The organism is Novosphingobium sp. KCTC 2891, from assembly GCF_025938155.1.
GTDB lineage: Bacteria > Pseudomonadota > Alphaproteobacteria > Sphingomonadales > Sphingomonadaceae > Novosphingobium.
Genome location: NZ_JAPCZG010000012.1, coordinates 76,309 through 103,161, shown reverse-complemented (window position 1 = coordinate 103,161; position 26,853 = coordinate 76,309). Strand labels below are relative to the sequence as shown.

General features: G+C 63.0%; 20 protein-coding genes and 2 pseudogenes. 6 read left to right on the top strand and 16 right to left on the bottom strand.

All coding sequences use genetic code 11. From position 1 onward, the window contains the following. Positions 1-84: 84 nt before the first annotated feature. The 11 genes and pseudogenes from OLX02_RS17795 to OLX02_RS17745 all read right to left on the bottom strand — a co-directional run bounded on the left by OLX02_RS17795 (position 85) and on the right by OLX02_RS17745 (position 14,514). Positions 85-816, bottom strand: coding sequence for an ArdC family protein (locus OLX02_RS17795; RefSeq protein WP_264424973.1), 732 nt, complete (start codon positions 814-816; stop codon positions 85-87). Continuing rightward, a complete protein-coding gene (locus OLX02_RS17790; protein ID WP_264424972.1) occupies positions 813-2,477 on the bottom strand; it encodes an ATP-binding protein in 1,665 nt (554 codons plus the stop codon). The genes OLX02_RS17795 and OLX02_RS17790 overlap by 4 nt, the downstream gene beginning before the upstream one ends. Before the next feature lie 76 nt (positions 2,478-2,553). Next, positions 2,554-4,608, bottom strand: coding sequence for a ParB/RepB/Spo0J family partition protein (locus OLX02_RS17785; RefSeq protein WP_264424971.1), 2,055 nt, complete (start codon positions 4,606-4,608; stop codon positions 2,554-2,556). Between the two features lie 295 nt (positions 4,609-4,903). After that, positions 4,904-5,203 carry a DUF5615 family PIN-like protein gene (locus OLX02_RS20225; protein ID WP_413630391.1) on the bottom strand — a complete coding sequence of 100 codons (300 nt, stop codon included), beginning with the start codon at positions 5,201-5,203 and terminating at the stop codon, positions 4,904-4,906. A 72-nt stretch (positions 5,204-5,275) separates the two neighbouring features. Continuing rightward, on the bottom strand, positions 5,276-5,857 hold the full coding sequence (locus tag OLX02_RS17775; protein WP_264424967.1) for a DUF433 domain-containing protein: 582 nt from the start codon (positions 5,855-5,857) through the stop codon (positions 5,276-5,278). 136 nt (positions 5,858-5,993) lie between these two features. After that, positions 5,994-7,766 (bottom strand): annotated as a pseudogene (locus tag OLX02_RS17770) (strawberry notch C-terminal domain-containing protein); the annotation flags it as partial. A 109-nt stretch (positions 7,767-7,875) separates the two neighbouring features. Continuing rightward, positions 7,876-8,880, bottom strand: a complete 1,005-nt coding sequence (locus tag OLX02_RS17765) for a tyrosine-type recombinase/integrase (RefSeq protein ID WP_250171426.1) — start codon at positions 8,878-8,880, stop codon at positions 7,876-7,878. Then, on the bottom strand, positions 8,877-9,791 hold the full coding sequence (locus tag OLX02_RS17760) for a tyrosine-type recombinase/integrase (RefSeq protein ID WP_250171427.1): 915 nt from the start codon (positions 9,789-9,791) through the stop codon (positions 8,877-8,879). The genes OLX02_RS17765 and OLX02_RS17760 overlap by 4 nt, the downstream gene beginning before the upstream one ends. Then, entirely contained in the window at positions 9,785-11,332 is a 1,548-nt protein-coding gene (locus tag OLX02_RS17755; RefSeq protein ID WP_264424962.1) for a tyrosine-type recombinase/integrase, read from the bottom strand. Before OLX02_RS17755 ends, OLX02_RS17760 begins: the two co-directional genes overlap by 7 nt. 145 nt (positions 11,333-11,477) lie before the next feature. After that, on the bottom strand, positions 11,478-13,931 hold the full coding sequence (locus OLX02_RS17750; protein ID WP_264424960.1) for a strawberry notch-like NTP hydrolase domain-containing protein: 2,454 nt from the start codon (positions 13,929-13,931) through the stop codon (positions 11,478-11,480). A gap of 58 nt (positions 13,932-13,989) precedes the next feature. Continuing rightward, positions 13,990-14,514 (bottom strand): toprim domain-containing protein, encoded by a 525-nt coding sequence (locus tag OLX02_RS17745; protein WP_264424958.1) that lies wholly within the window; start codon positions 14,512-14,514, stop codon positions 13,990-13,992. A 1,093-nt stretch (positions 14,515-15,607) separates the two neighbouring features. Between OLX02_RS17745 and OLX02_RS17740 the strand changes: the two genes are divergently transcribed. Next, the gene (locus tag OLX02_RS17740) at positions 15,608-16,726 is read left to right on the top strand and encodes a replication initiation protein (RefSeq protein ID WP_264424956.1); all 1,119 of its coding nucleotides are present in this window, start codon (positions 15,608-15,610) and stop codon (positions 16,724-16,726) included. Between the two features lie 46 nt (positions 16,727-16,772). On the opposite strand, the gene OLX02_RS17735 is transcribed toward OLX02_RS17740, so the two are convergent. The 3 genes from OLX02_RS17735 to OLX02_RS17725 all read right to left on the bottom strand — a co-directional run bounded on the left by OLX02_RS17735 (position 16,773) and on the right by OLX02_RS17725 (position 18,953). Then, positions 16,773-17,174 carry a hypothetical protein gene (locus tag OLX02_RS17735; protein ID WP_264424954.1) on the bottom strand — a complete coding sequence of 134 codons (402 nt, stop codon included), beginning with the start codon at positions 17,172-17,174 and terminating at the stop codon, positions 16,773-16,775. Beyond that, positions 17,167-17,853 (bottom strand): ParA family protein, encoded by a 687-nt coding sequence (locus OLX02_RS17730; RefSeq protein WP_264424952.1) that lies wholly within the window; start codon positions 17,851-17,853, stop codon positions 17,167-17,169. Before OLX02_RS17730 ends, OLX02_RS17735 begins: the two co-directional genes overlap by 8 nt. 365 nt (positions 17,854-18,218) lie before the next feature. Next, positions 18,219-18,953: a MarR family transcriptional regulator gene (locus OLX02_RS17725; RefSeq protein WP_264424950.1), complete on the bottom strand. Its 735-nt coding sequence runs from the start codon at positions 18,951-18,953 to the stop codon at positions 18,219-18,221. A gap of 186 nt (positions 18,954-19,139) precedes the next feature. Between OLX02_RS17725 and OLX02_RS17720 the strand changes: the two genes are divergently transcribed. From OLX02_RS17720 to OLX02_RS17710, 3 genes are read left to right on the top strand one after another with little or no spacing between them, the layout of a single operon-like run. Continuing rightward, the gene (locus tag OLX02_RS17720) at positions 19,140-20,807 is read left to right on the top strand and encodes a Mu transposase C-terminal domain-containing protein (protein WP_264424947.1); all 1,668 of its coding nucleotides are present in this window, start codon (positions 19,140-19,142) and stop codon (positions 20,805-20,807) included. Next, on the top strand, positions 20,795-21,622 hold the full coding sequence (locus OLX02_RS17715) for a TniB family NTP-binding protein (RefSeq protein ID WP_124810937.1): 828 nt from the start codon (positions 20,795-20,797) through the stop codon (positions 21,620-21,622). The genes OLX02_RS17720 and OLX02_RS17715 overlap by 13 nt, the downstream gene beginning before the upstream one ends. Further along, positions 21,622-22,665, top strand: coding sequence for a TniQ family protein (locus OLX02_RS17710; protein WP_124810936.1), 1,044 nt, complete (start codon positions 21,622-21,624; stop codon positions 22,663-22,665). Before OLX02_RS17715 ends, OLX02_RS17710 begins: the two co-directional genes overlap by 1 nt. Here OLX02_RS17710 and OLX02_RS17705 read toward each other — a convergent pair. After that, positions 22,616-23,584, bottom strand: a complete 969-nt coding sequence (locus OLX02_RS17705; protein WP_223806806.1) for a hypothetical protein — start codon at positions 23,582-23,584, stop codon at positions 22,616-22,618. The genes OLX02_RS17710 and OLX02_RS17705 overlap by 50 nt on opposite strands. Before the next feature lie 211 nt (positions 23,585-23,795). Here OLX02_RS17705 and OLX02_RS17700 point away from each other — a divergent pair, with 211 nt between their 5' ends. After that, positions 23,796-24,977, top strand: coding sequence for a tyrosine-type recombinase/integrase (locus OLX02_RS17700; protein ID WP_124810934.1), 1,182 nt, complete (start codon positions 23,796-23,798; stop codon positions 24,975-24,977). A gap of 11 nt (positions 24,978-24,988) precedes the next feature. Here OLX02_RS17700 and OLX02_RS17695 read toward each other — a convergent pair whose 3' ends face one another. Then, positions 24,989-26,137, bottom strand: a complete 1,149-nt coding sequence (locus OLX02_RS17695; RefSeq protein WP_124810933.1) for a hypothetical protein — start codon at positions 26,135-26,137, stop codon at positions 24,989-24,991. A gap of 214 nt (positions 26,138-26,351) precedes the next feature. Between OLX02_RS17695 and OLX02_RS17690 the strand changes: the two are divergent. Then, positions 26,352-26,657, top strand: a pseudogene (locus OLX02_RS17690) (recombinase family protein); the annotation flags it as partial. Between the last annotated feature and the right edge of the window lie 196 nt (positions 26,658-26,853).

Below are 26,853 nucleotides of genomic sequence, written 5' to 3'. Positions count from 1 at the left end.
GGTCATCAGGCCGGACTACGCCAGCTTATTGGGAGCGCTTCATCCGGCCTGATGCCCCCCTGCGTCGCGCCCGGACGATACCCTTCAATGAAGCGTCAGGCACGGTGCAGACTGTCCAGATAACGCGACGATTTCCTCGAAGGCATAGGCGTCGTCCCCGAAGCGCTTGCCGAACTGGCGATTGAGCCGCTTGGCCGACCCTGTGGCGTGGCCGAGCTCGTGGCAGCGGGTCGAGAAATAGGCCTCGATCGAATGGAACATGTGGGGTGACGGGAGCGTCACCGTGTCGGTGCTCGGCGTGTAATGCGCGCTGTCGCCGCCGTGGACGACGCGGACCGGGATCGCGTCGAGAAAGGCCTGCACCCCAACCGAGAGTTCGCCGATCGCCTTGGGATCGGGCGGCTCGGGGTAGTAATGCGCCGGCAGCCCCTCGATCTGCGAGGCGTTGAACACGTGGTTCCACTTCATGAAGCGGATGGTCTTTTCGGTCGTCTCACCGGTCTCGCGATCGGTGTCGGTCTTGCGCGCCGAGGAGTAGAACACGCTGAACGAGCCGTTTTCGCCCTTGCGGACATGGCCGCCGAGTTCGAGCGCCTGGCGGAAGGTCATCCAATAGGGGCTGGCGTAGCCCCGGCTCTCGGCGACAGCCCAAAGGAAGAACGTGTTGATCCCCGAATAGGGGACGCCGTTATGGCGAAGCGGGCGCGTGCTGGTCGAGGTCCAGGGCTTGAGCCACGGAGCGGTGCCGGCGGCGATCTTCTCGAGGATCAGGTCAGTGATGACCTGCGCGACGTCGGGTTTCGGCTGACGGGTCATTGGGCCGGGCCCTCCTGGGCGGGATCGAGGGTGAGGTCAGAGGCGGCGCTCGACCAGGAGAGGCGCAGCGTGCGCCCGTGCGGGATGCGCCATGCGACGCGGTCGGCGAAAGCCATGCGAATGCCGGCAAGAATTGCCGCGTCCTCGCCTTCGAGGATGGCAAGGGCGCGCACCGCCGCGTCGTGGCGGAAGCGGGTTTGCTGCGTGTCGTAGCTGTCCGCATCGGAATCGTCGGAAGGGCTGAACACCGCATCGATGATGAGGTCGGTGAGATCATCGGGCCCAAGCGCGGTGGTGCGGGTCAGCGCGATGCGCGCGCAGTCCGGATCGCCCCAGGTGTCGGCATCTTCCAGAATCGCAAAGTCGGTCTCGAGATCGAGCCGCCGGTCGTGCTGATCGGTGAGTTCGATCGTGATCGCATCGGGGCGCAGGGTAACGGCACCCTCTTCATCGGTGGGCATGCCGTCATCGAAGGTGAAGCGTTCGCCGGTGCGCACGAAGGCCGGGAGGGCGTCGTACCAGGGATAGCCGATGAAGTTGGTGATCGGCTCGTAGAATGCACGCGGCTCGGGGCCGCCGAGGCGGTGCATCTCGCCGCCGTTCGAGCGCCGCAAGGCGCGGCCGAAAGTGACGGCATCGAAGGAATCAGTGTCATCGTAGATCGCTGCGCCCGGCTCGAGGTCGGCAAAGCGCGGCACCTCGCGGTAGCTGTCGCGGGCGAGGGTCGGGTACCACAGCGGCAATTGCCGCGCTGCTTGCGGGAAGTCGTCGTGATACAAGCTCGCTTCGAGCCAGTTCTCGAAGTTCAGACGGTGGAACGGTTCCTCCCGGATGACCGAAAAGATCGCCTCGCGGCAGAGCGCCACGAGACGGTCGAGTGCGGCGTTGCGGTAGATTTCCTTGCGGGCGGGCAGCACCAGGACGAGATCGGGCGCGTCGATGACGTCGACCTGCACGGACCACTGGGTGTGGTGAACTTCCTTCACGACCGGGAAGGCGTGTTTCAGCGTGACCCCGTGGAAATTGAGCGTCGCGATGTGGGGCGAGTGCCGATCGCGGAACACGCCAATCCGGAAACCGTCACGCTCGATGACCTTGTGCGCATCGGCGAGGAAATCGGCCCGCGCGAGCTCCTTGCCGTTGTAGCTGACCGGGATCGGCAGAAACCGCGCCGCCGCCTCGACGCAGCGTTCGAGCTTGCCGTCTGGCTGCGGATCGAACCGGAAAGTGATGGCCGTGCCGCGCGGGCCGTCGAAGGGCAGCACATCGATGTCGGCCTCGCCGGTCCAGGCATCGCCCGTGATCGCGAGCGAGAACGCGCCGTCAGCGCTCCGCGAACTGACCACCGTGTCGAGGCCGGCCAGGCTGAAGAAGCCCATGCCTGCCGGATCCTCGCGGGTACGGCATTCGTCGGACCAGTCGGATTGGCCCAGCGATAGGAGGTCTACCGGGTCGGCGATCCCGGCGCCGTCATCGCTCACCGTGATGAGGCAGGCATCGCCCATGTGCTCGGCGGTGACCGTGATGCTCGTTGCTCCCGCACGGCGGGCATTCTGGAAGAGCTCGTTGAAGATGTCGTCGAGGGTCCCGTTGAATATCCGGGTAACCTTCGAGATCGCGTGCGGAGAGACCCGGGCGCGCAGCTTGGTGATCATGGTCATGGGGTGGTTCCTGGATGGGCCGGCACGCTGCCGCAGGGCGCAAGGGATGCGCGGGCAGCGTGCCGGCAAGGCTGGGTCAGGCGTCGACGGTCTCATCGGCGTGGGCGTCCTGCTCCTCGGCAGGTTCGAGCTCGTCCGCATCGCTGTCCGGTTCGTGCTCGACCGGTGCTTCTTCATCGGGCTCGCTCGCAGCGAGCACCCGGAACCGCATGGCCTCGGGCACCCAGGCGAGCGCAGCTTCCTTGACCTCGGGGGCGACGATGGTCTCGCCGGCGAACAGCTTCTCGCAGGAGGCCGAGAGATCGCCCTTCTTCGAGCCCATGAAACTCGCCGCCATGGTTGGTCCGCCGACTTCGCTGACATGGGCGAGCAGCGCCTGCTTGCTGACGCGGTCGAAGTAGTTGGCCGAGGTCGGCCGCCAGTGGCTGGCGACGTTGATCCCCATCAGCGCGGCGAGATGATCGTGGAGGTCGATCGGCTCGGGACCGGACTGACCTGTCTTCTTGTCGATCCCCATGCTGGCCTCGAGCGTCTTTGCCATGCACCAGGCGAGCCAGCTTGCCTTGGCATCGTCGTCGAGCGCGCTGAACGCCGAGAACCGGTCGACCGTGCGGCGGTGCTCGGTCCACGACAGGTCGAGCGTCTCGCGCATGTCGGCCATCAGCGTGTGCGCAGGGCTTTCCGGGTAGTTGGCGAGGTAGAGCGAAGGCGACGGCGCGCGGAGCGTCGTGCCCAAGGCCTGCGCGCTATAGAGCGCGCGGGAGTCGGCGATGGCGAAGATCAGATAATCGAGCGCGATCGCCGGGTTCGAAGCGAGGTTGATCGCGAGGATGTCACGGCGCTGCACGGCAAGTTCCTCGACCAGCTTCTGCGAGAGCGGCTTGGGGGCGGACGAGGCGGAGCCGCCCTCCCCTGCTGCTCCGCTGGCGCCCTCGCCCCCGTCGGACCCGCGGGCCTTGCGCCGTTCGAGCGGCTTGTCGCTATAGAGGCCGCTGGCGACCGCTGGCTGACCGTCAGCGCCGATGATCACGAAGCAGCCGACGTTGGCCTTCATCTCCTCGGGGATCACCGGGGCCTTGTCATGGAGCGCGTCGTAGGCGCTGCTCGCGGCTTCCCAGCGGGTCTGGAACTCGGCCGCAGCCGCCTCGTCGTCCTCGTCGAGCGTCTCGCTTTCGGCTTCGAGCGCCGAGATCGTCTCGAGCAGCTTGTCGGCCTCGACCTGTTCCGCCTCGGTGAGCGGCGCCGGTTCGAGATGGACCTGGTGGAGGTCTTCGGTCGCGTTGTAGGTGACGCGGGTTTCGAGGATCGGGCGCACCCAGGCATAGCCGGAGGTTTCGGCGACCTCGGCCGCAAAGGCCTGGAGCTTCTCGCCGGCGATGCGCTGCGCAATTTCGGCATCTATCCAGGTCTCGCCGCCGTCCTCTGTAAAGAGGTCGCGCTCGATCTTGCCGCCAGCGGCGAGATAGTCGGCCTCACTGGCGAGCTTGGCCATCGGCGAAGACGAGCGGATCGCGCTGTGCGTGACCATGCGGCGGATGGAGTCGGGGTTGTTGCCCTGCCAGCTGTTCGACAATTCGTTCCAGACCATCATCTGGCGGTCGTGGTTCGGCGTTGTCGCGTAGGCCTTGGCGACATCGAGGGTGATCTTGCCTTCCTCGAGCGCGGCGAAGATCGGATCGGCGAGGTCAGCAAGCCGCAGGCGGCCTTCGATGAAGCGGCGGGTGCGACCGAACCGCTTGGCGATCGCGTCGAGGTCGCTGCCCTCGTTAACGAAGTGCTTGTAGGCGCGGATCTCGTCGGTCGGCGTCATGTCGAGCCGGATGACATTCTCAATCAGCGAAAGTTCGGACTGCTCGGCGGCATCGATGTCCAGCACCCGGCAGGCGACGGGGTGGTCTTTGGGGAGCTTGCCGGCGGCCAGAAGAAAGTTGAGGGCTCGCAGGCGGCGGCCGCCCGCGGTCACGTCGAACATGCCGCGCTTCTTGGCGGGCACCACGATCAGGTTCTGGAGGAGGCCCTTGGCCTCGATATTGGCGGCCAGTTCCTCGATGAAGAGGTTGCTGTCGTTCTTGCGGACGTTGGCTTCGGACAGCCGTAGCTTGCCGAGCGGTATCAACTCGATGTCGTTCATGGGAGTGCTCCTGAAGGCCGGATTTGGCCGAGCCCTTCGGCTCACCCCTTCCAGCCCCCCTCCCCTCATGGTTTCAGGATTGCCCGATTCCCGGGTGCAACCGCGCCGCCAACGACGGTCCACGCGGGCGCATGAGGCATAAATATCGGATTTATGCCTCACGGGACGAGGCGAGCGCACCAATCGAAACGGATCGAACAACGCAGGCTTCGTCTAACACCAGTGGTGTTAAATGAGCGAAGCGAGAATGGGATCGACGTTAGCGCTGCCAACCGATGGCCGGCGCGTCACACGGTCACGGAAGTTCGAAAAGCTGGAAGGCTCCGTCCTGGCTAACCTCGAGGACATGGTTGACCATCACATCGGAAGGGGTCCCAAGCGATTCGAGGTGGTCGATGGCTTCGTCAAGAAGTCGCTGGGCGTCATCGCGGCGGACGCTCGGAAGGATGATCAGTCCAGGGTGGATTTCTTCGCGGCCCACGAGCTTGCGGAAATCGATCGCATTCTCGGTGACGATGATCCGGTCTTCGGCGAGGCAGCGGGCCAACACGGCGTGATCCGGTTCGCCGAGGCGGCCCATGTCCCTGGGGTGAATCGCGTCATGCTCGCCCGTCTCATTGAGGACGCGGGCGAGGAGCGGCGACAGGCACTCGGTCGATGAACAGTCTCAAGCGGCTTTTGCCCAGGGACGACCGCCTGGCCGACCGACCAGGGGATGGGTGCGAGCATAGAGGGCAGCGGTTTCGAGGGCCTCGCGGCTCAGATGCGGGTTGTCCTCGATGATGTCCGCTATGGTATCCCCGCCCTCAAGCCTGCCGAGAATCGCGTAGACCGTCATGCGTGTGCCGCGCAGCACCGGGGTTCCGCCCATGATTTCTGGGTCAGCGACGATGTAATCTTCTCGCGCCTTGCCGTAGCGCTCCGCGCGTTCGGCAAGATCCGAGCCGACCAGGGCCGGGACATCGATAACCACGGCAGGAGCGATTTCGAGCGGTTCGGCTGTCATCCGCTCGGTCGGACGTTCGGACAACTTGCGGACCAGATCGCGCTTGGTGGCAAGCGAGAGCATTACCGGCAAGCGTGTAACGATCGCCGCATAGGGCACCGCATGGAGAGGCAGCATGCGCCGACGTCCACGAGCCTTGGCGCGTATTCCAGCCAGGACCCGCTCTTCGATCGCCTTGTCGACCGCACGCACCGAGACATCGGCGAGGAACGCCACTTCGCGTGCGGAGAATTCGTCCGTCATTTAATGACTCCCTAGCTAGGGATTAAATATGTCAGATGGGCACACTTTGCAAGGCCGATTGGGAGGCCTGCCGCATTGAGCACGGTTCAGTGTGCGCTCCGACCGACCTGATCGTCAAAACGTCACGGGTTGAAAGTCAGCCGATTATCGCCGCAAGAATGGCTTCGGCGCCGTCCATGGGCACGAACACGCGCGTCTTGTAGCTGATGATTTCCGTGAAGCAGCCCTTGGCCTTGAGCTCGGGAATGCGCGCAGCTTCAACGTCGACGATCTCGATCCTTCGGGAACCGTTCACCCGCGACGTGCGGATGGTGAAATTGAGGGGATGCGGCGCCTTCCAGGTGCCCCCGCCAAGGATGGCGGCAGCAATCTTGGCGGGATCGGTCTGCGCCTTGCGGGCAACCCCGAGCTTCTCGAGGGTCGCATCGACGTAGAGGTCGTGGACATGGCGGCCGAGCCAGGAGGCGCCCGACTTGTCGACGATGCGGTTGACCGTAAGGTCCTCTTTGGGAAGCGCGCCCCAGATCGGCAGGAGCAGCCCCGTCGCGAGATAAACGGTCTCGGTCACGAGCTGGCTCTCGTCGGCGGCGTATTCTTCCTCCCACAGCTCGGTGAACTTGGCCTTGGTCACGGGCTCCCAGGCGGACTCATCGAGCCGGTCAGCGCGGATGTACTCGCTACGCAGCGGCCGCACGAGTTCGTAGCGGCGGATCATGTGCCCTTCTTCATCCATGTGCGAGGGCGCCGCGATGCCGAGCGCCACCTTACCGGACTTGTCGTTGCGCAGGTACAGCGGCTGTTCCTCACAGGATGCCATTTTGATCACCCGTTCGAGCGAGAGGACCTTGCGCCGCTGGGTCAGCGACAGCTCGAGCAGGTGCGAGGTCGCGCCGGTCACGGGGTCGGTCCGGATCACCGTGTCGGACAGCACCTCGCAGACCTCGACCGCCACGGTCTCGACGCCGATGTCGAAGGTTCCTGCTTCCTTCGCCGCCGAGACACGGGTTTCGACGAGGGTCAGGAACTCGTCGAAGATGGCGTTCTGGACGGCGATCTTCATAGCGAGGATGCGGTTCAGCCAGCGCTGGATCGGCGGCAGGTCCTCGCGCAGCACGCCGTCCTGATCGGTGAGCTCGAGCCCGCTCATCCGCTGGAACTCGGACAAGGTCGTGCTCTTGAGCTTGGCGGTCGCGAGCAGGCCATACCAGTCGTGGAGCGCGTGCTTGGCGTAGATGCTCTCGAGGTTGTCGGACGCATCGAACATCCCCTGCCCGCCGGTCTGGCGCTGGCCGCGGGTCAGCGCGCCCAATGCATCGAGGCGCCGGGCGATGGTGCTGGTGAACCGCGCTTCGCCCTTGCAGTCGGTGGTAACCGGACGAAACAGCGGCGGGCAGGCCTGGTGCGTTCGGTGGGTGCGGCCTAGCCCCTGAATTGCACGGTCCGCGCGCCATCCGGGCTCGAGCAGGAAATGCACCCGGCGCTGCTGGTTCTTGGCATCAAGACTGGCGTGATAGCTGCGCCCCGTACCGCCCGCGTCGGAGAAGACGAGGATACACTTGGCCCCGGTCATGAATGCAGTGGTTTCGGCAAGGTTGGTCCGGGGCGAACGGCTTTCGAGGCGCTGCTGGCCGGAACCGTCACGGACCAGGCGCTTGCTCCGCCCCGTGACCTCGGCCACCGCGGTCACGCCGTAGTGCTCGAGCAGGGCATCGAGCGCGGTCGGGATCGGCGGCATCGCGCAGATATGCTCGATCAGATCGGCGCGCGCGGCCTCGGCCTGCGGGTTATGGACCGGGTTACCCGCCTCGTCCCACATCGGCCGCGAGCGCACATCGCCGAGCTCGTCGGTGTATTCTTCCATCTGCCGGGTCGGGAAGGCTCGGGTGAGGTAGTCCACGATCGCTTCTTTGCAGTCGCAGTTTATGTCGAGCGTGGCGGCAGGAGGCGCAGGTTTCCTTCGGTCTTCCATGATTTCACTCCAGATAATATGAGGGTCAGGGGGAATGTTGGGAGACGGGCTAGGCCCGCCTTCGAACGTCGGTAAGCATGGTAATCAGGGCATCGGATGGTGGCTTGAAGCGCCCGGGCTTGATGGCGGGGGCACCGTGAGCCGCGAGGATTTGCAGCTTCTCCTCGGGATCGGCCCGCAGGTAGGTCTCGGTGCTCTGGATGCTGGCGTGGCCGAGCCACAATGCGACCTTGCGAATGTCCCCGGTCGCCGCGAGCGTGTGCATCGCACAGGAATGCCGCAGCACGTGCGGCGTAACCCGTTTGCCAAGGATCGACGGCTGCTTCGTTGCCGCGGTCTTGACGTGTTCAACCAGTCGGAATGCAAACCCGTCACGGGTCATGGGCTGCCCGTTGGCATTGAGAAATATCTCGGCAGCTTGCGCGTCGGGCCGTATCGCAAGCCACGCGCGCAATACGAACTGGGTCTCTTTCCAGAGCGGCAGGACCCGTTCACGCCGACCCTTACCCATGATGTGCACGGTGGACAGGGAGCGGTCCGGGAAATCGCGCAGCTGCAGCGTTACGAGTTCCGACACCCTCAGCCCGCCAGCATAGGCCAGATGCAGCATCGCGCGATCACGGGTGCCAAGCCGTGTCCGGGGATCCGGGGCATCAAGCAAGGCCTTGATCTCCGCCCGGTCGAGATAGTCGATCAGCGCCTTGTCAGTCTTCTTGGTCGGGATCGATCTGACGCGGAGAGCTTGATCGAGGCAGGCTGGAATCCGATACTCGATGTACCGGAAGAAGGACCGGATCGCAGCGAGCCTGCCATTACGGGTCCGCACGCAGCTGCCGCGGCCGGTCTCGACATGGTCCAGGAAGGCCATGATCATGTCGGTGCCGAAATCTTCGATCTCAAGATCGGTCGGTCGGCGCTTCAGCCGATCGGCAGCGAACTGGACGAGGAGGACGAAACAGTTGGCATAGGTCTTCACCGTGTGCGGACTGACAGCGCGTTCGCGTGGCAGATGTTCACGCAGGTATGCCGAGAGATGCGGAGCGAGCGCCGTCATGCCGCCTCTCCCCGGTAAAGTTGCTCGCTGGCGGCAGCGATGTCGCGCAGCAGCACCGGAGTGGCTTCGAGATACCAATACGTGTTGGCGACCGACGCGTGCCCAAGATAGACGCTGAGTCCGGCCATGTGGTGTGCGATCGCCTCCCTGTCGGGTGGGCAGGACTCAAGGGAACGTACGGCGAAAGTGTGCCGCAAGTCGTGTAGCCGCATCCCGGCCGTTCCAGTTGGTCCACGATATCCAAGCTGTCGGGCCAGCCTGACGAACACGATGTGTGCGCGCACTTTATGGGGGGCTCTTCCCCGGATGGTCACGAACAGGTCATTGCCCGTGGCGCCGAGCCTTGCCCGGGTGGCGAGATATGCTTCGAGTGCTTGGCGCGTCGATGACTGCAACGCTACAAGCCGCTGTTTACCGAACTTGCCGTTGCGGACGATCAGGCCATCCTCGACCAGATCGCTGCATTGCAGCGCAAGGGCCTCGGAAATCCGGAGACCTGTCGCCGCGAGCAGACCAAACAGGTAATGGTACGTGTATGGGCTGATCGTGCCTTGGGGTGGAACGCCCAAAGCTGCAGTCATGATCGCCTGCACCTGGTCCGGTTCAATGATAGTCGGCGTCGGGCGTGGCCGCTTGCCCCGGCCGAAGACGCCGGCAGGCGGAACTTCGTGGCCTGAATCTTCGGCTTGAGCGAAAAGACTGAAGTTACGTGCGGTGTCGAACCTCCGGCGGGCCACATATTGTGAGCTCGACGTGTGGCACCAGTCGTAGATGCGCTGAACCTGAGTGTGCCGATCGCCAAAACCCTCGGCGTATGCAGCGTACTGGCGGAGCATCCGGTCCTGTTCGGAATACTTGCGACCCAGGCTGCGATGCAGCGTGACGTATCTGGAAATGTGCATGTTCAGCATGGCAGGTCTCCTGGCCACGGCTGCGCGATCTTCATGAGCATCGGCAGATCGACCTTGGCGTAGATGGCAGTGGTCTCGGGCGAGCTGTGACGCAGGATGGTCCCAACGGACTCCAGGCCTGCGCCCGCGCGCAGCAAGTTGGTGGCAAGCGAATGCCGGAATATGTGCGACCCGGTCGGCACCCCTTCGATCCCACCGCGCTCGTGTGTGCGTGCGACGATGCCTGCGATCTCCGCGGACGAGCGGAATGGCCGGAACGGAGCTTGCACGCGTAAGAACAGATGCTCTTCGACGGCCGTCGGGCGGGCTGCCGCAAGATATGCCAGAATCGCGTCGCCGACATCCTGCGGCAGTGGCAACCGGTCCGGCCTTCGGGTCTTGCCCTTGACCCGGATGTACCCGCCCCGCCAATCGATATCGTCGAGCCGCATGTCCCGGACATCGCCCGCTCGCAGTCCGAGCCTGGCGAGCAGGAGAATGATGGCTTTGTCCCGGACCTCCACGGGACGACCTGACGGACAGGCTGCGATGATCTTCTCGATCGTCGCCGGGTCAACGTGGCGGGGCAGCGTCGAGAGGCGGTAGCGCTGCACTGATGGAATCGCGTGCAACAATGCCGGACGGCAATCACCCTGCACGATCAGGAACCGAATGTAGCTCCTCATTATCGTGACGAGCAGCGATGCCGAACCCGGCGTCTCCTTGCTTCGTCGTTGGAACGCGCGCCTGAGAGCGGCTGCATCCCATTGTGAAGGCTCGCCGAGCATGGGCATGAGCCGCGTGATATCAGTCCGGTAACGCCGGATCGTCTCGTCGGTCGCGCCGCGATGTTGCGCGAGCCATGTAAGATATGCCGCCATGTGCGGGTTATCGTCCACCACCGGTTCAACCGATGGGATGACGCCCCGACCCCGCAGAAACTCGACGAAGTGCCGAGCGCAACGCCGCCGCCGCTTGGTGCCCGTGGCGACCAGCTTGCCCCGCTTGCGCCAGACCGGGCAACGGCAATCATGCACGGCGTACTGGTCGATGATCGTGTCGTCGATATCGGCCCACCGTCGTCGCGCAATGCGAAGCCAGGCCACGACATGCTCGGCCTCAGATCGATAGGACTGCGCCGGTCCCTCGGCGAGTTGCAGGTGATCGATCGCATCGGAATAGTCGGCGAGGTGCCGTGGTAGATCGTCGATCCCTTCGTCGACTTCGACGTATCCTTGATCTTCCAGGAAGCGGACGAAGCGTCTGACCCGCGCTGCAATGTCCGCCTTATATACTGGCTGCTGCGCCGAATACCGGTGGCACCGGCACCGATGCTTCTCGAACCGCCGAACAGCCCGATCGTCGATCATGCGGACCGCGATCCCATGCAGTTCCAGCCAATGCAGGAAATGGCGGGCAGCAGCGCCAAACAGAACCGCACAGGCTGACCTCTCGTCGAGCGACAAAGAGGAGAGGAATGCGGTGAGTAGGGTGCCGTGACTGGGCGGGTCTTCGACCCGGAGCGGGGCCGCTCGAAACGGCAATGATGATCGTGTTCGCATGTAGCTTCCTTCGACTTGTTGAGGTCGAAGGAACTGTAATTATCTGGAGTGAAATCATGGAAAACCGAAGGAAAGCTGCGCCTCCCGCCGCCACGCTCGACATAAACTGCGACTGCAAAGAATATGTGTAATGTTGAGCTCAACATTACACGTACTCGCGAGGCGAAAGGTCCAGTTCCAGCTCTTCGCGCTCGTCGGGTTCGAGCTCATTGAGACGCCGGTTGAGAATCGATTCCGCGGTACTGACCAGTTGGACGACGACACTTTCGTCGTTGGCCAGATGCTCGTCGATCGCGGGATAGATCGAGGGCAACTTCAGCGAGAGCAGGACTTGCGCAAAGAAGCGCTGCTTCGTCCCCTCGAACCGGCTGCGGGCCGCCGCCTTGGCGCCGCTGTTGAGGGTCTTGTTCTCAAGCCCGTCGACAATCCCGGTGAGTTCGAGCGCCGCTTCAAGGTTCTGGTGAATGATCGTCCAGGCCTCGCAATAGGTATCGTAGACCGCGATCTGCTCAGAGGTCAGCTCATGGCGCAGGATGTCGTACTCGATCCCGGCAAAGCTGAGCGCCCGGGCGAGGTAGAGCCCGGAGGCCTTGAGGTCGCGGGCGACGAGTTCCATCGCGGCAATGCCGCCGTCGCGGATCTCGCTGATGAACTGCTCGCGGTTCGCAAAAGCCGTGCCCGGTCCCCACAGGCCAAGCCGGACCGCATAGGCAAGGTTGTTGACGTCGGAAGCGCCGGTCGCCGAGGCATAAAGCACGCGGGCGCGGGGCAAAGTGTTCTGGAGCAGCACCCCGGCAATGCCCTGGAGCGAGCCCTGCTTCTGGCCAAGCGCCCCCTCCCCGCCCGCAACGCCGCCCATTTCGTGGGCCTCGTCGAAGACGATCACGCCTTCGAAGTCCTCCCCGGCCCAACGGACAATCTGGTCGAGCCGGGTATCCTCGACGCGCGAGCTGCGCAGCGTGCCGTAGGGGACAAAGAGGATGCCTTCGGGCGAGGTTATCTCCTCACCGATCTTCCAGCGGGCAAGGTCGAGAATATCCGACGGCAATCCGCCGATCGCGGTCCAATCGCGCTGCGCGTCTTCAAGGAGCGGCGCATTCTTCGAAATCCAGATGTGACGGCGATTGCCCTTGAGCCACTGGTCGAGAATACAGGCCGCCGCCTGCCTCCCCTTCCCTGCCCCGGTCCCGTCGCCAAGGAAGAACCCGGTGCGGTAATGCTGGCCCTCGGGGTCCTCCTTGAGCGCGACTTCGCCGGCAGGATGGCTGAAACGGCCATGGAGATCGCGGCTCCAGGCCTCACCGGCATAAATCACGGTTTCGAGCTGGGCAGCGGACAGCAGCCGCGCTGTCACGGTGCGTTCGGGCAGAGCTGGCACGTAGTTGGGTTTGGGTGCCGCGATCGAGGCCATGGCGGCGGATTCGACGAGGTGGGTGGGATGTTCGCCTGCTTCCGCGATTACGACGCGCGAGGGCCGGTAGTCGGAATAGACCCCGCGCTGCTCGCCCATGGCTGCAGGTTCGGCCAGAACTTCGTACGCGACGGGGCGGACGTCGTTTGTCTGGGCCGCCCGCACGATCACGGGCCGGGCTGGGCCGGTCTTCACCGAGCGGAAGAGGCTGAGCTTGGGCCGGGGCGCTGCCGCCTGCGCCGGGTCGCGCAATGTCGCCCGGAGTGGCACGGTTGGCAGCGCGGCAAAGAGTTCGCCGACCGTGCCGCGATTCATGGTCGATACACCGATCTCGCCAGGCACCTTGTCGATCACCAGCACGCGAACGGCGATCCCGGTGCCGTGCTTGGCATAGCCGCCCTTGTCCAGACGGAGCGAGAGGACGACCCGCGCGCCTTCGAGGGTGCGCCGGAAGGTTTCTTCGGACCTGGCCGAAGGCGAGAACCAGTCCGGCATGATCGCGACGATCCGGCCACCGGGCAGCAGATGGTCGAGCGCGGAGCGTAAGTGCCGGGCGGCCGTATTCCGATCCTCTCCGCGCGATTGCGACACCGAGAACGGCGGGTTCATCAGGACGACGCTGGGCCGTTCAGTCCCGGAGAGCAGCGCGCTGAGCTTCGCGCCGTCGTGGCGATAGACTTTCGTGCCCGGAAACACGGCCTCGAGCAGGTCGGCACGGGATGGTTCGAGTTCGTTGAGGATCAGGTCCTTGACCGCGCCCTTGGCAAGCGAAGCGATGATCCCGGTGCCTGCGCTCGGCTCAAGCACCACGTCATCGCTCGAAAGCCGCGCCAGATGAACTGCCAGACGGGCCAGCGCCGGCGGCGTCGAAAACTGCTGGAACTGGACCTGGCCCTCGCTGCGTACTGTGTGGGTTGGCAGTTCGCGCGAGAGTGCCTCGAGCGTGCTGATCGCCGCACCGACGTCCATGGGACCGACAAGCTCGGGAATGGCGAGGGAGAGCGCGACTTCCAGCGCTTCGAAACTGTCGCGCTGCTGCCAGGCACCTGCGGCGTCATTGCCGCCTGCACTCTCCGTCATGGCTTCGCTCAGAGCGGCGCGGTCGATCGGAACAGCGAGGAGCAGCTTGGCGGCAAGTGTGCGCGCAGCGCAAAGAATGGCGCTGGCGCGCGGAATCGTTGTGGTCATGCGGAGAACTCCTGAGCTCGTGCCGATCAGCGGCACGCCCGCTCTAGCCCCCCTCCCCTCACCGCTTCAGGAGCTGCGCCCAGTCGTTCATGCGGCCCGGCGGCCATTCGGTCTCGATGCTGCGACCCGCGCGGCGGTAGGCATCAAGCGCGCGGTCATGCGCGCGTCGGCCTTCGAGATCGTTGTCCGCGAGCAGGATCACGGTTTCGACTGACGCCGGAATGTCGACCTGGTGGAAGCGCTTGGCACCCATGGTCGCCCAGGCCTGGATACCCGTGAGCGACGTATAGGCAGCCGCAGTCTCGAAGCCCTCGCAGATGCCGATGGTCTTGGCTGGCGGGCCATTGGTCCATGCCGCGCCAATAGCCTGTCCCAGGACCAGCTTGTCGGTGTAGGTTGCTGACGATGGGTCGAGGAATATCCGCTGTATCGCGGCAACCACCCCGGCCTTGCGCATGGCGACCAGCAGTGCCGGTTCGAAGCTGACGAGGCTGCCCTGCCCTCGTGGACACCGGGGATGAAAGCGCAGGTCATCGACCGGTGCCCAGATGTTGCGGACTTCGCGGACATAGTGCTCGGCCAAGGTTCCCTCGATCTCGCGCGCCGCCTGCCAGATAGCGAAATAAGCCCCATGGCTAGTTTGCTGGTTTGGAGAAATGCTTGGAGGTGTGAAGCTCGGCAGATCCACGATGCGCCGAAGGGCTTTGAGGACATCGCGACTGTCGCACCCAGCATGGCATGTGACGAGGATACTGCGGTCACCCTGACGGATCGCGAGGGATGGGGTTCGGTCAGCATGCGCGGGGCAGCAACACATGGCAACATCGCCGGACCATCTACCGTTCAGTCGGGCTACCAGGTCGCGGAGAGCGGGTGATGGTCTGTTTTGAACTATGGACATGCAAGCCCAACCAGACCACCCTCCTCTCTCTTGTCATTGAATCCTATTTATCAAAACGCCCAAGCGCAGCTTGGGAGGTTTCTTAGATTCAGGATTCTATGATTCGGGCGTCTTTAGGCACCGAAAAACAGAGACTTAATTGCCTTCTATGTGAGCCGAAGGGGGCTTTAATATGAGCCTGTGGGGGCGTCTGCATGAGGCCGCGGGGGCGTCATTATGAGGTCTCGGGTGATTGCATGAGGAATCGGGGGACTTGGCGATCTCACAACAAGACCGGGTCAGAAGGCTCTGATTCTAGTGACTGAATCGCCAATTTGGTTCGTGGTGGATCTAAACCAGGCGTCTAGATGAGCAATGGGGGGAGTCCACGCCTCTGCGGATCGGGTTTACCTGAGGAATCGGGGGTTCGCGGGTTGCCGGGACAGCCAATCCGAGATCAATTATGTGAGTAATCGGGGTTCTCGCGAAATGTCGCTCAAAAACAATAACATGGCGCGGCGTATATGTGAGTCGGAGGGGGCAATGTGACAGCTGCCTTTTCCGCCGCGACGAACACCCTGTAACCCTGCCCGATGACTATATGAGTGATCGGGGGAATTCCGCGCAAGGACGGAATCCTGCGGCCTTCCAGAGAGCTTTATGTGAGCCCTTGGGGGCTATCCCGATGTTGCCCATTTTTGTGCAGACAGGCCTTCATGTGAGCGATCGGGGGCTTGTCTATGTGAGTTCACGGGGGTGTGTTCTCATTATGACAAGGTGATGTTATGCAACTCACATGGAGCTCGATTCGAATCCCAGTGAAATCGAGGTTACTCCAGGTTTGGAGGGCCTGAGCCGCACCTTGCGTGTGGCCGAAGTGATTCGCCGCAAGGACCTCGACTTCGTAAGCAAGCCTGGCGAACTCGTCGAATCTGAATTCGAAACCGGGTCCTTAAGTGCTGCCGCGAGAAAAGCCTTCGCGCTGATGTTGCGCAAGGCCGGACCGGATGCGGGTGAGACCAAGACCTTCACGATCACAAAGAAGGAACTTCGCGGGTCGCACAAGGGAAATGAACGAATCCAGCCAGTCATGGATGAGCTGCTTCGCGTGATTGTCCGGATCAGGACCACGTCGAAGAAAGGCAAGCCGGCGGTCATGTCGCAGTCGCTGCTTGCGAGCTGTGTCGAGGAAATCTCAGAAGACGGGATGAGCGTCGTCGAGTTCGAGTTTTCGGACAATTTCAAGCGGGTGATCCAGCGTTCGGACTATTACGCACGGGTCAATCTCGGGGTCATGTTGGCGCTGCAATCGCGCTATTCCCTCACCCTTTATGACCTTGGCTGCCTGATCATCAACCGTCAGAACCGGGTGGTGAAGATGTCGGTCGAGGAGCTGCGTCGCAAGCTCGGCGTGCCCGAAGGTAGCTTCAAGAATTTCGCGGAATTCCGCCGAGACGTGCTGGCAAAATCGAAAGCCGAAATCGACCAGCTCGCCGACTTCATCGTAGAGTGGGAGGAAATTCGCGGGGCCGGACGTGGCCGCCCGGTTGTAGCTGTCAAACTGACCTTTTCGCCCAAGGAGCCCGGGGAGCAGGAGGCAACGGCCAAGGAACTGGATCGACCGAAGGTGGGGCGCAAAGCCCGCCGCGACGGGACGGCCGAGCAGATCGTTGCGGCGCCGGCGCCGAGGATCACGGCGCGCAAACTGTTCCCGACCGATTCCCTGCATTTCTGCGGCGATCAGACCATCCTTACCATCGTGAGCGATTTTGGCGGTGGTTGGGATAAGGACCTCGTGGCTGAGGCCTATCGCAAGCAGATGGGCCCCAAGCTCGAGACATTGAGTGGACAGGCGCTCTACAAGTCGTGGGAAGGCTTCTGCAAGGGCTTCGTCAAGGCACGCGGACGGGCCTGACCCCCCAATCACTCACATTAAGCGTCTTGCCCTGACCGGTTGAGGGTTAGGCCCCCTCCCCTGCCCCTTCCGCCAGATTGAGGAGCGCCACGATTCCGTCGGGCAGGCTCAGATTGCGTTCGTCGCACCATTGGACGAGGCGGTCGCGTTCGGGTGGCGAGAGCCGCATGCTGATGTGGAGTGTGCGCGTTGGGCCACGCTGCGGCTTCCGCTTGGGGACCATCGCTGTGTCGACGGCGACTTGCGGGAAATAATTGCCTGGCAGGGCCGCTGGAGCCGGATCGCGCGCAATCGATGCTGCCGGTGCAGGCTTCGCCACTGTAGTGGCTGCGACAAGGTTCTTAAGGCGGTCTGCCGGGCTTGCAGGCGGCGCAGGCTGCTCGAGGCGCTGGCGCGTTGAACCGATGATATCGCCCATCGCGCTGCTGGCAGGGTTCTGATCAGGCATTTACGGCCTCCTTGTTCTGGATTTCGTCGAGAATGTTGGCGAGCACGCTTTGGGCGATGTGTCGCGCCTTCTCGGTCTTCGCGAGCTTGTTTGCCTCGACTTCGGCGAGCGTCATGCGGAAATTGGACATGGCGCGGAACGCGTCAAGATTGTGCATTTGCTCGGGAAATGTGGGCAAAGCCTTGGAAATCTGACTATCGATTTCCCATTCAGCCTTAGACCGCGCGACCTGGCCAGTTTGCGTGATCAGCACCCGATAAGGCACGCCGCGGCACATTTTTTCCAGCATATCGCTGGTTTCGACAGTGCGCTCCAGATCTAGGCGCGAGGACCGCGTCGGAATGACAACAAAATCGGAATCCATGGCGGCATAGGCCGTCTTGAAGTTGGAGGTTCCTTCGGAGTCCACAATGACGAGTTGCGCCAGTTCCCGTGCTTTTGTGATTGCGGCGCCGATGTCCGCATCGCGCAACTGTGAGGCATCCTCGACCTGAATTTTGGAGTCCCCTCCCCTCCCCGAAGCCAGTCGATCGCGATGCCAGTTCAGCAGGCTGTTCTGCCGGTCTGCATCCAGCATGTAGACCGAACCGCCCAAGGCCTCGAATTCCGATGCCAGCGCGAGCGCGAGAGTCGTCTTGCCTGCTCCGCCTTTGCTCTGGGCGATCGTGATAACTGGCACGGTATGTCTCCTGTGTAGCGGCAGCGCGGCACAAAGCGCGGCACAATTGGTAAACACAATTGCAAGCGCTGCACCATCTGCACGTGCTGCCCCTAGCGCGTATAGCAGCGCGGTGCAAGGCGCAAGCGCGTCACAAGTCGGCAGCGATGGCGCCAGCGCACGCGCGTGGTGCCGCAATGCAGGCAGCGCGATGTGCCGCGCCCCACATGGCGCGTCACAATAGACCACACAACGTGCAGCACATACCGAGGCACAGAGCGCGGCACATTGTGCCGCGGCCCAGAAAACGGCAGAATTCCACCAATCAAGGGGAAGATCGCGACCGCAAGGTCAGGTAGAATTGACGAAGATTCCCGCAATAGTGATCAGGCATTCGCCGCCAGAATGACCTTGTCAGCGGGGCGGAGACGAACAAGATTGGCGTTCTCTAACGCGACCACAGCCTGGGAAGCAGTCCGCGGCGTTACGTCGAGGGCACGCGCGAGCTCGGCACGGGTGAGGGGCCCTAAAGCGGAGATGAGTTGCCAAGCCTGTCGGGCATGGGAAGAGGCATACAGCGCACGCAACTCAAGGTCGCGACGGTTGAGCGCTTGACGCATCGCCAATAGATCTGACGCCACATCGATGGCGGCGTTGCCGATGGCGGTCGACAAAAGAGAGGGCAGGGGGCTTTCGAGATCCTGCTGGAACAGACTGCGCGGCGCGAGCCCGGCGAGGGCGAGGGGAGCTGCCCCAAGAGCGAACAACTGTGGGCGCATCGCGGCGGCGAGCGAGGCGGCCCAGGCCGCGCCACGCGAGGCGAAGCGGCTGAATACGTGCCCTCCTACTTCAACGAACTCGCTGCCGCCTTCGAGGAACGGCGTCTCGTCCTCGCGCAACTGGCGCATCCATTCAGCGAGCGTGGCAAGCGGGTCGGCGGCGGGAAGCAAGGCATCGAGCCGCTCGAGCGCGCGATCGGCGGCATCGAAGGTGCTGGTGAAGCTTTCGGAGGCACCCTTGGCCTTGAGCGCAAGCCCCGCGGCGCGGGCGAGGGGAGGGGGGCCGCGCCGGCTCACCCAAGACAGCAGATCGCGCCGTTCCTCACTATACCAGCTACGCATCAATTCCGCGGCCTCAAGCCCCGGTGTGACGCGACAAAATTTACGACATTAGACGCATAATGTGGAATAAATTGGATATAATGACTGCTTCAGCGCGGAAATGCTTGTCACATGAAAAATGGTGCTATCTGCTTCGGTCAAAATAGGCGACAGTAAGGGTGGCCAGAAAACGCCGGGATTCTCCCGATGATCGAACGCAAGCCGCCAAGAACAGCCAGGCTATCGGAAACCGCGCTGAAGCGGGGTGTGGACCTCTATCAAATCTTCCGAAAATCCGTGCCGCTGGATGAACCGCTGACCGCTGCGGCCGTGTCCGCGATCTCCAGCGAAACCGGCCTGGGTCCACGCCGGATCCGCGAGTTGGCACGGCGCTATCGCCACAAGCCGATTGCCGAGAGCCTGGCCTCACGGCCGCGAGGTCCAAAGCCGGGAAGTCGTCATGCGCCAACGGAGATCCTCGAGGCGATCGACGGCCTGTTTGAGGAACTTGTCCTGACAAAGGTGCCGCTCAGCGTTCGGGAGGCGGCTCAGCAGGTTCGCTATTTGCTGATTGCGGACGATGGCGACTATGGCTTCGATCCGGGGATCGTGCCGAGCTTTCGGACGATCGAGCGGATGATCAACGAAATAAGCGAGCCGCAGAAGGCGCGCTTCATGGGTTCGAAGCGACGGACCGCTCACGAGGCGCATCCGGGCGAATATAAGAGCGATGGCCTGCTCGATGTCGTGCAAATGGATCACACGCCGGCCGACGTCATGCTCGTCGACAGCGTGCACCGTGTCGCTCTGGGCCGACCGTGGGTGACTTTGCTCATCGACGTTTGGAGCCGCTGCATTCTGGGCTTCTACGTGAGTTTTGGGGCACCCTCGATTTTTCGCTGCGGTCGGGCCATCGCCAATGCCTTGCTACCGAAGCAACCGCTTCTCGACAGCCTGGGTCTCGACATCGACTATCCGATGCATGGCTTTTTCAAGAAGTTACATGCCGATCACGCCGGCGCCCATCGCGCGGAAGTATTTCGAAGCGCGTGCCAGACTTATGGAATTGATCCCGACGTGCGGCCGCGTGGCCCCGCACACTTTGGCACGCACATCGAACGATTGATCGGCACCATGGTCCGGAAAATGCGGCTGTTGCCGGGGGCGACCGGAGGCACTGTCACGGCGCGAGACGGGTACGATTCGGAAGCGGAAGCCGCGATGACGCTTGATGAGTTCGAGCGGTGGTTCCTTCGGGAGATTTGCCGCTATCACCACACGCCGCATGACGGCCTGGGCCAAATTGCACCTGCGCAAATGTGGGCCATGGGCGCCCAGAGCCACGGACCGCTGATGCCCCCCGGCGTCGACGTCGAGCAGCTGACGCGCCGATTTTTGCCGTGGGTGGAGCGGACGGTGCAATCGGGCGGCGTGAAGATCGATCACATCCGGTATTGGCATGAAAGCTTTGCACGGCGCCTGGGTCTCAAGATCATGATTCATTATGACGAAAGGACCATTCAGGCGGTCTACCCCGAGATCGATGGCGTGCTCCTCGCGGCAGGGGTGGTGGGATCCTATCCCAACGTGACAAAGCCCGAATGGGATGTCGTTGTCGCTGCCCGGCGCCAGGCAGGAACGGCGTATCAACTTGCTGGCGGGCAAGCAGAAATTGCCCGGTTAGTGCATGCCAATCGGCAGGAAGTCCTCAATGCCAAGGGCCGGACACGGCGATTGCGAGAGGAACGCAAGCGGCAAGAACGCGAAGGCATTTCGCATGCCAGACAGCCGGCAGAATCCGAGGTTTCACCAGAATCCAACTGGGTGTCGGTGGCTGACCTCCATGATGAAGGGTGGCTCCAATGGAGGGATTAGAACCTGCACAGCCGAAATTGCCGTTCTGGATTGACTTCAAAGAGGCGCGGCAGGCGGTCAATACGCTGGTTGGGGTCGCGCATGATGAACCGGATGAGCGGCCGCCCGTCATCATCCTCGTTGGCCAATCAGGTATGGGGAAAACCTCGATTTTGCGGGAGGCGAAACGGCGCATTGACCTCGATTTCCCCCAACCTTCTGGCTGGAACGATGCAAGGTATACGCCGATGCTGCGGACAGTGATCCCCGCAAGCCCAACCTCGCTGAAGATCAATTTGACGCTGCTCTGGAAGCAGGGCTGGCCGATCACCACCAGCATCCATCGCATCGCCGATCTGAAAGTTGTCGAATTGCTCGGTCGGCAGCGCACCAGGTTGGTGGCGGTCGACAACGTTCACGCGATCCTCACCGCTGGCGGCAAGGCGCGACGCGATACGCTCGATGCCTTTCGGTTCCTGATGAGCGAGGGCAATGTGCCGATGGTGGTTGCAGGCCTTGATGTCGCAGCGGATATTTTTGCCGAGGATGTTGAACTTGCCTATCGTTCCATCATCCTGAAACTGAAGCTCTGGCCACCAGGAGAGCCATCCCAGCAGCTGATTCTGGCCCTCGCTCGCGGTATGCATATGCTTGAACCGGATCGATTTTCTGAGCCTGATACGGCCGAGTTTATCTGGCGGCACAGCCGTGGCGTAACCGGGAATTTCAAACGCCTCCTGCACTGGGGTGGCAAGATTGCGAAAGACGATGGTCGCCAGCGGGTCGAGTTTGATGATCTGCGCGCCGCAGCGGCGATGCTCCCGGCTCTGGCTTGATGGCTCGCAAATGGTCGCCAAACCTCGAGCCCGAGACGCTGGCGTTCCCGATAAAGCCGCGCCGACATGAAGCGTTCGACTCGTGGTTGAACCGTTTGACCGTCGCGCACCAGGTGAGCCGGTCACAGCTTTTCCGCCATCTGCAGATCGATCCGGTTTTGGCGGGCCTGGATTTGGCGCGGGGGCAGGGCGGTCTCGATCCGGCACGGCATTCCGCCTGCGAAGCGATGGTGAAGCGGCTTGCCTGGGCGGTCGAGGTTGATCCCGAGCAGATCATGGCGATGTTTGTCCGGTGCGAGGCGGGTGCGCTCCTGCCAGGTCCGCATCGCCGTTACGTCTGCGCGCAATGTTGGTACGAGGCGCAGCGGGCAGGTGAACCTTTGATCGTGCGCCGGGAATGGATTTTGCGGGCGAGCTGGCGATGCAGGAGGCACGGGTTGCCGCTCAGCGACATGCGGACCATTCCGCCAGACTCCAGGGGACGGCCGCTTCAGGCATTTTTGGCGTATGCGGCCATACGATCTCGTAAGATTCTATTGAAAATCAGGCCGAATGCGCACGCGCGTGCGCAAAACAACGCCGTCCTTGATTACCTGATCGCACCCGGTAATTGGGAGGGGCTCGTCCCGCCATACCCGGCCTATCAGGCCCGGTTTGCAGTCAATCAATACCATTTTGCGAGTGATCGGATCGCGATGCTGGCCCTGGCGCACAGCTCGCGTTCCTACAGCGCGCGTCGATTTGAGCGCATGATCGCGGCCAAGCTGCCAGAGCGGCCGCTACCTGGTGGCGGAACCAAACCACCGGTTCGAGGCGCATTGCGGCTGCGGACCTGCAGGCCTTCCAAACCCAAATCCGCATGGACTTGCGATATCTTTGCACTGTTCGCCGCATACGGCGCGGTGCAGCAGCGCCGGGACAGGGAGAGGGAACTGGCGGCGTTATTCGCGCGCCTCGATCGGTTTCCTCGTCCCGCGACAACAGCCTGGCAGCCTAGCGATCTGTTTGGTAGCGCCAGTCAGGCAAGGCCATGGGTATCGTAATCGCGCATGCAAAGGTTGCGAACGGCCCTTGATGGTTCGCGAGATGCCTGGCTTCGAGTTGTCGAAGTAGCTTGGCGGCTCCGGCTTTGGTCGCGGGGAGCGCGCGGGCGAGCTGGGCCGGGGTGAGGGCGCCAAATGCGAACAGCAGCATCCAGGCGAGCGAAAGCCGTGAGTTCGACCGCTGGTTCGGAAATTCGCGCGCGAAGATTTCGGCGGCGCGGGGCATGCGGGCGATTTCGCAAGCGGTGTCGTGGAGGGCATCGAGCAGACTCTCCCGCGCGGCGGTGCGCCGTTCGTCGCGGTCGCGGTCGGCGCGGAACAGCCGGCGCTGGACGATGCCGGGGAAGGGGAGGGGTTTCTCGCTCAACCGGAACGCTGACCCAAGCGCCGTGGCGACGAGGTTGATCGCCCAGCAGGGGGTTCGCGCGGTGGCGGACAGGGCGTCTGCCTGAACGCCGCTCGAGTATCTAAACCTGTCTACCAGGCCGAGCAGTCGCTCGAGCGGATCGCCGGGCAGCTTCTCTTGGGCCACCGCCTCGAGCACCGCGTCGAGATCCCCCATGCTCGCCACGACGATCGCCTGGGTCTCGGTGGCCTCGCTGACCATCGGCCGGATGGCGATCTTGCGCACCATGCGGATCGCCTGCGTGAGCGGCTTTTCGCGAGGCGGCAGGGCGCGCTCGAGCAGGGTGAGGAAGGCGTTGCGCTCCGCGGCGCATTCCGCGCCGATCAACGCGGGCCCGAGCGTGATCGCGCGGTCCTGGCGGTACTGTTCCCAGGCGCGGCGGAGCCAGCGGAGCGCCAGCGCGGTCCGCGTTTCCGCGGGATAAGTGGTGGGAGAGGCGAGCAGACACCTGGCCAGAGCGTCGATCTGGCCGATCCGGAAGGCGATGGGGCCGGCGTCGATCGCGCTGCTCAAGCGAATGCCCCCCCTTTTGCTGCCTCGGTCGGGTTAGCCGGGGCGGCAAATCGGGTCAACCCGAGAGTTCACTAAACATACAGTTTGGTATCCCATCATTCCGGGCACGAAATACCCGGACTTTCCATAATTGAACCTTATGGTAAAATCGGTGTTGCCGACAGGACCGATTTTGCCCAAAAAGAACCGGTGAAACCCGCCGAAAACACCGATGCTCGCAGGACCTGATCAGCCGTTTCCGTCCGCGGTCGAGCTGGTGCTGCAGCGATACGCGCCGCTGGTCGATGCATGCGGCGCCAGCGCGATTGGGCTCGAGGCGGCGGTCAAGGCGATGGCGCCGGCGACCAAGGCTGCGATCACTGCCGACCTCAAGTGCTACCTAGCCTGGTGCGCAAGGCGTCGACCGGCCGTCTGGGCTGTGCCCGCCGAGCCGGAGAACTTGGTTCATTACCTCCACTGGCTTTCCAAGGGTTCGGACACGCGGCGCCCCGCGAAGCCCGCCACGCTGGCGCGCCGGATTGCCAGCATTGCCCGGGTGCACCGCATTCTGGGCTTCGGAGAAAAGGAGCCTCTGCCGACCCAGGCCGGTATGGTGCGCGACACGCTGAAGGGCATCCGTCGCGACAAGCGGCAACGCCAGCGGCAGGCTGCGCCGCTCCGGCTTGGTGAAGAGATGCTCGAAGGGCAGGGGGCTCCCGAAGGAGTGACGGTCAAGGCGCTGCTCGCCTCGTGCGGCACCGACATCATCGGTTTGCGTGACGCCGCATTGATCAGCCTTGCCTACGACGCTGGCTTGCGGGTCTCTGAACTCGTCGCAGCGGCGGTGGCGGATCTGCGGCAGGTTGGTGACGGCAGCGGCCGATTGGACATTGCCTATTCCAAGACTGACCAGTTGGGGGAGGGGGCTAAGGCCTGGCTGTCGCCCGATACCATGGCACGCGTGTCAGCCTGGTTACTGGCAAGTGGCCTCAGCGAAGGCCCGGTGTTTCGGCGTATCAATGTGCTGACCAGTCCTCCAGATCCGGCGGGCCAGCAGGTGGTCCGGCACTACATCGGTGCCAAGCCGCTGACCCGCCAAGGGGTGGTCGCCATCCTGCGTCGCCGGGTGCTCGAGGCTGTAGATCTCGGCCACGTCGAGCTCGAACTCGGAATGGAGGGAGCCGCGGTTCGCTCCCTGAGCGCCCATTCGTTCCGGGTCGGGCTGACCCAGGACCTGTTTGCGGCCGGGGAGGATGGCGCGGGGATTGCCCTGGCGCTGCGTTGGTCTTCTCCCACCACTGCCCTCCGCTACGCGCGCGAACTGGCCGTGGGCAATAATGCGGCGGCACGGGTGCTGGGACGCTTGCGCGACAGCGAGGCACCCTTGGTGGCGCGGCCCACAGCGAACCAGTGAGTGCCATCACGTTATGGCCCGGCCTTGGTATAGAATTGCGGATGCATCGCCCGTCGCAGCGTCTCGGCTTTCGCCAATTCTTCCAGCTGCGCTGAACTCGAAAGGCCAGGCACCTTTCTCAGTTGTCCGGCCAGCTGAAGCATCGCCCGCTGAAAGGCTTTGTTGCTGCTGGCACGCTGCCGGACGCCGAAATTGTGCAATTCGGCAAGATCGAGTGCGAGCAAGGCGATTGCTTCGGGAATATCGGAAAGGACAATGTTGCGGATGGTGGCGACATACTCGTACTCGCCGTGCCCGTAGAGATTGAGTTCGAGCAATCCGTCGGCCTTTAAATGACCGAGCGGCTCTCCGGCGAAATGGACGCGACCTGAGGCGGCCACCAGGCCGTGGGTAAGGTCCCATGTGAGCTTGTTTCGAGTGCGGGCAAGCCAGCGGGACAGCAACAAAAACTTGCGACGAAAGGCCTGCTCGAAGGGATGGCTGTGGGCGGGCCAGACTTCGAAGGCTGCGGGAATTCGTTCGAGTTGCTCGATGAGATGGGGGCCGTTGAAGAACGATTCCGCGCTGAAATGACGCAGCTCGACATAGCCCTTGAGCAGTTTGGCAAAATTGGCGGCGTAACCCTTGTCGCGTCCGGCAGTCGCATCGAGCAGATTTCTGAGGGCCGTCCCGAGTAGGAACTTGCCTTTCGGATCTTGCGCCAAATGTCGCAGCAGCGGAACGCCTACGGCATGGCGTTGCAGGCCAGTGTAGCGGCTGAACAGCCGATCGTTATTCGCGAGCAGCAGTAGCTCATCGACTCCGAGGATAAAGCGGTCCGGATCGAGCCGGAAACCATCGCCGGCATCGATGTTGATGTGCCAACCGCAGCCATCGGTATGCTCACTGGCGAAGAAATTGAAATCGCCGTCGATCTCATAAATTACCTCGCAGTGCTCGGTTCTGATCGTCTCCGCCTCCTCAAGAGGCAGCGGAGGGGTCAGCAGTTCCACGCCGGCAAGGCGGCCTTCCGGCCAATTTAGTGGGTCCAACCCATATTCCGGGACAACGTAGAAGCCAGGTCGCTGCGGGGCTTTGGATGGGGCCGACCAAGTCCGCCCCGTACGCTCGCGCAATTTTGATGCGAAGACTCGGCAGAAGGCCGGCGAAGCTTCGTCCATGGGTTCACCCTCGCGGAGCTCTCGCTCGAAACGGGGATCGCCCAAGTCGCCGAGGATGACCTCCAATTCGAAACCGACACGCCAGGAAGGGATCGCGGACATCGCCGGGAAGGTAATTCAAATCGGGAGCGTGTAAATGCGTGTGTCGCAATGTCAGCAATTTTGGCACATGGCAGGCCACAAGGTTGGCCGGCGGTGACGTCAACTTTGGCGCACCACACCAGTGCGGTCGTTCAGTGAACGCACACTTGTTAAGGCATGCCGGACCTTGGTTCGGGAAGGCTATGCCGAGCCAGCGATCCTTAAAGTCGCACCTCGGCCGCCCGCAGATACCAGAGCAGCCCGCCTCGTGGCTGATCGGCTCAAGACTCACCCAGGTAGTTCGCTCCGCGATATTGCGTCCTGGCTGTCGCGCGACCTACGCGAGCCGACGCCGCGCGGCGGGCTGTCCTGGTCCCCTGAGGGAGTCCGAAGGGTGATTTCACAAGCGATGGCGCTGCGATTGATCGCCGCCGAATAGTTGCCCGGGTTGCCTTTCCTGGAGAAGCCGAAGTAGGATCCTGACCATGTCCTCGCCCAAGCAATTCAAGATCATTCTGCGCCTCTATAGCGGAGTGGAAATTCCGATTGGGCCCGGGAAAGCTGACTTGCTCGACGCCATCAGGGGATTCGGTTCGAGCTCGGCGGCCGGCCGGGCTTTTTGGCCTGCTCCCGAT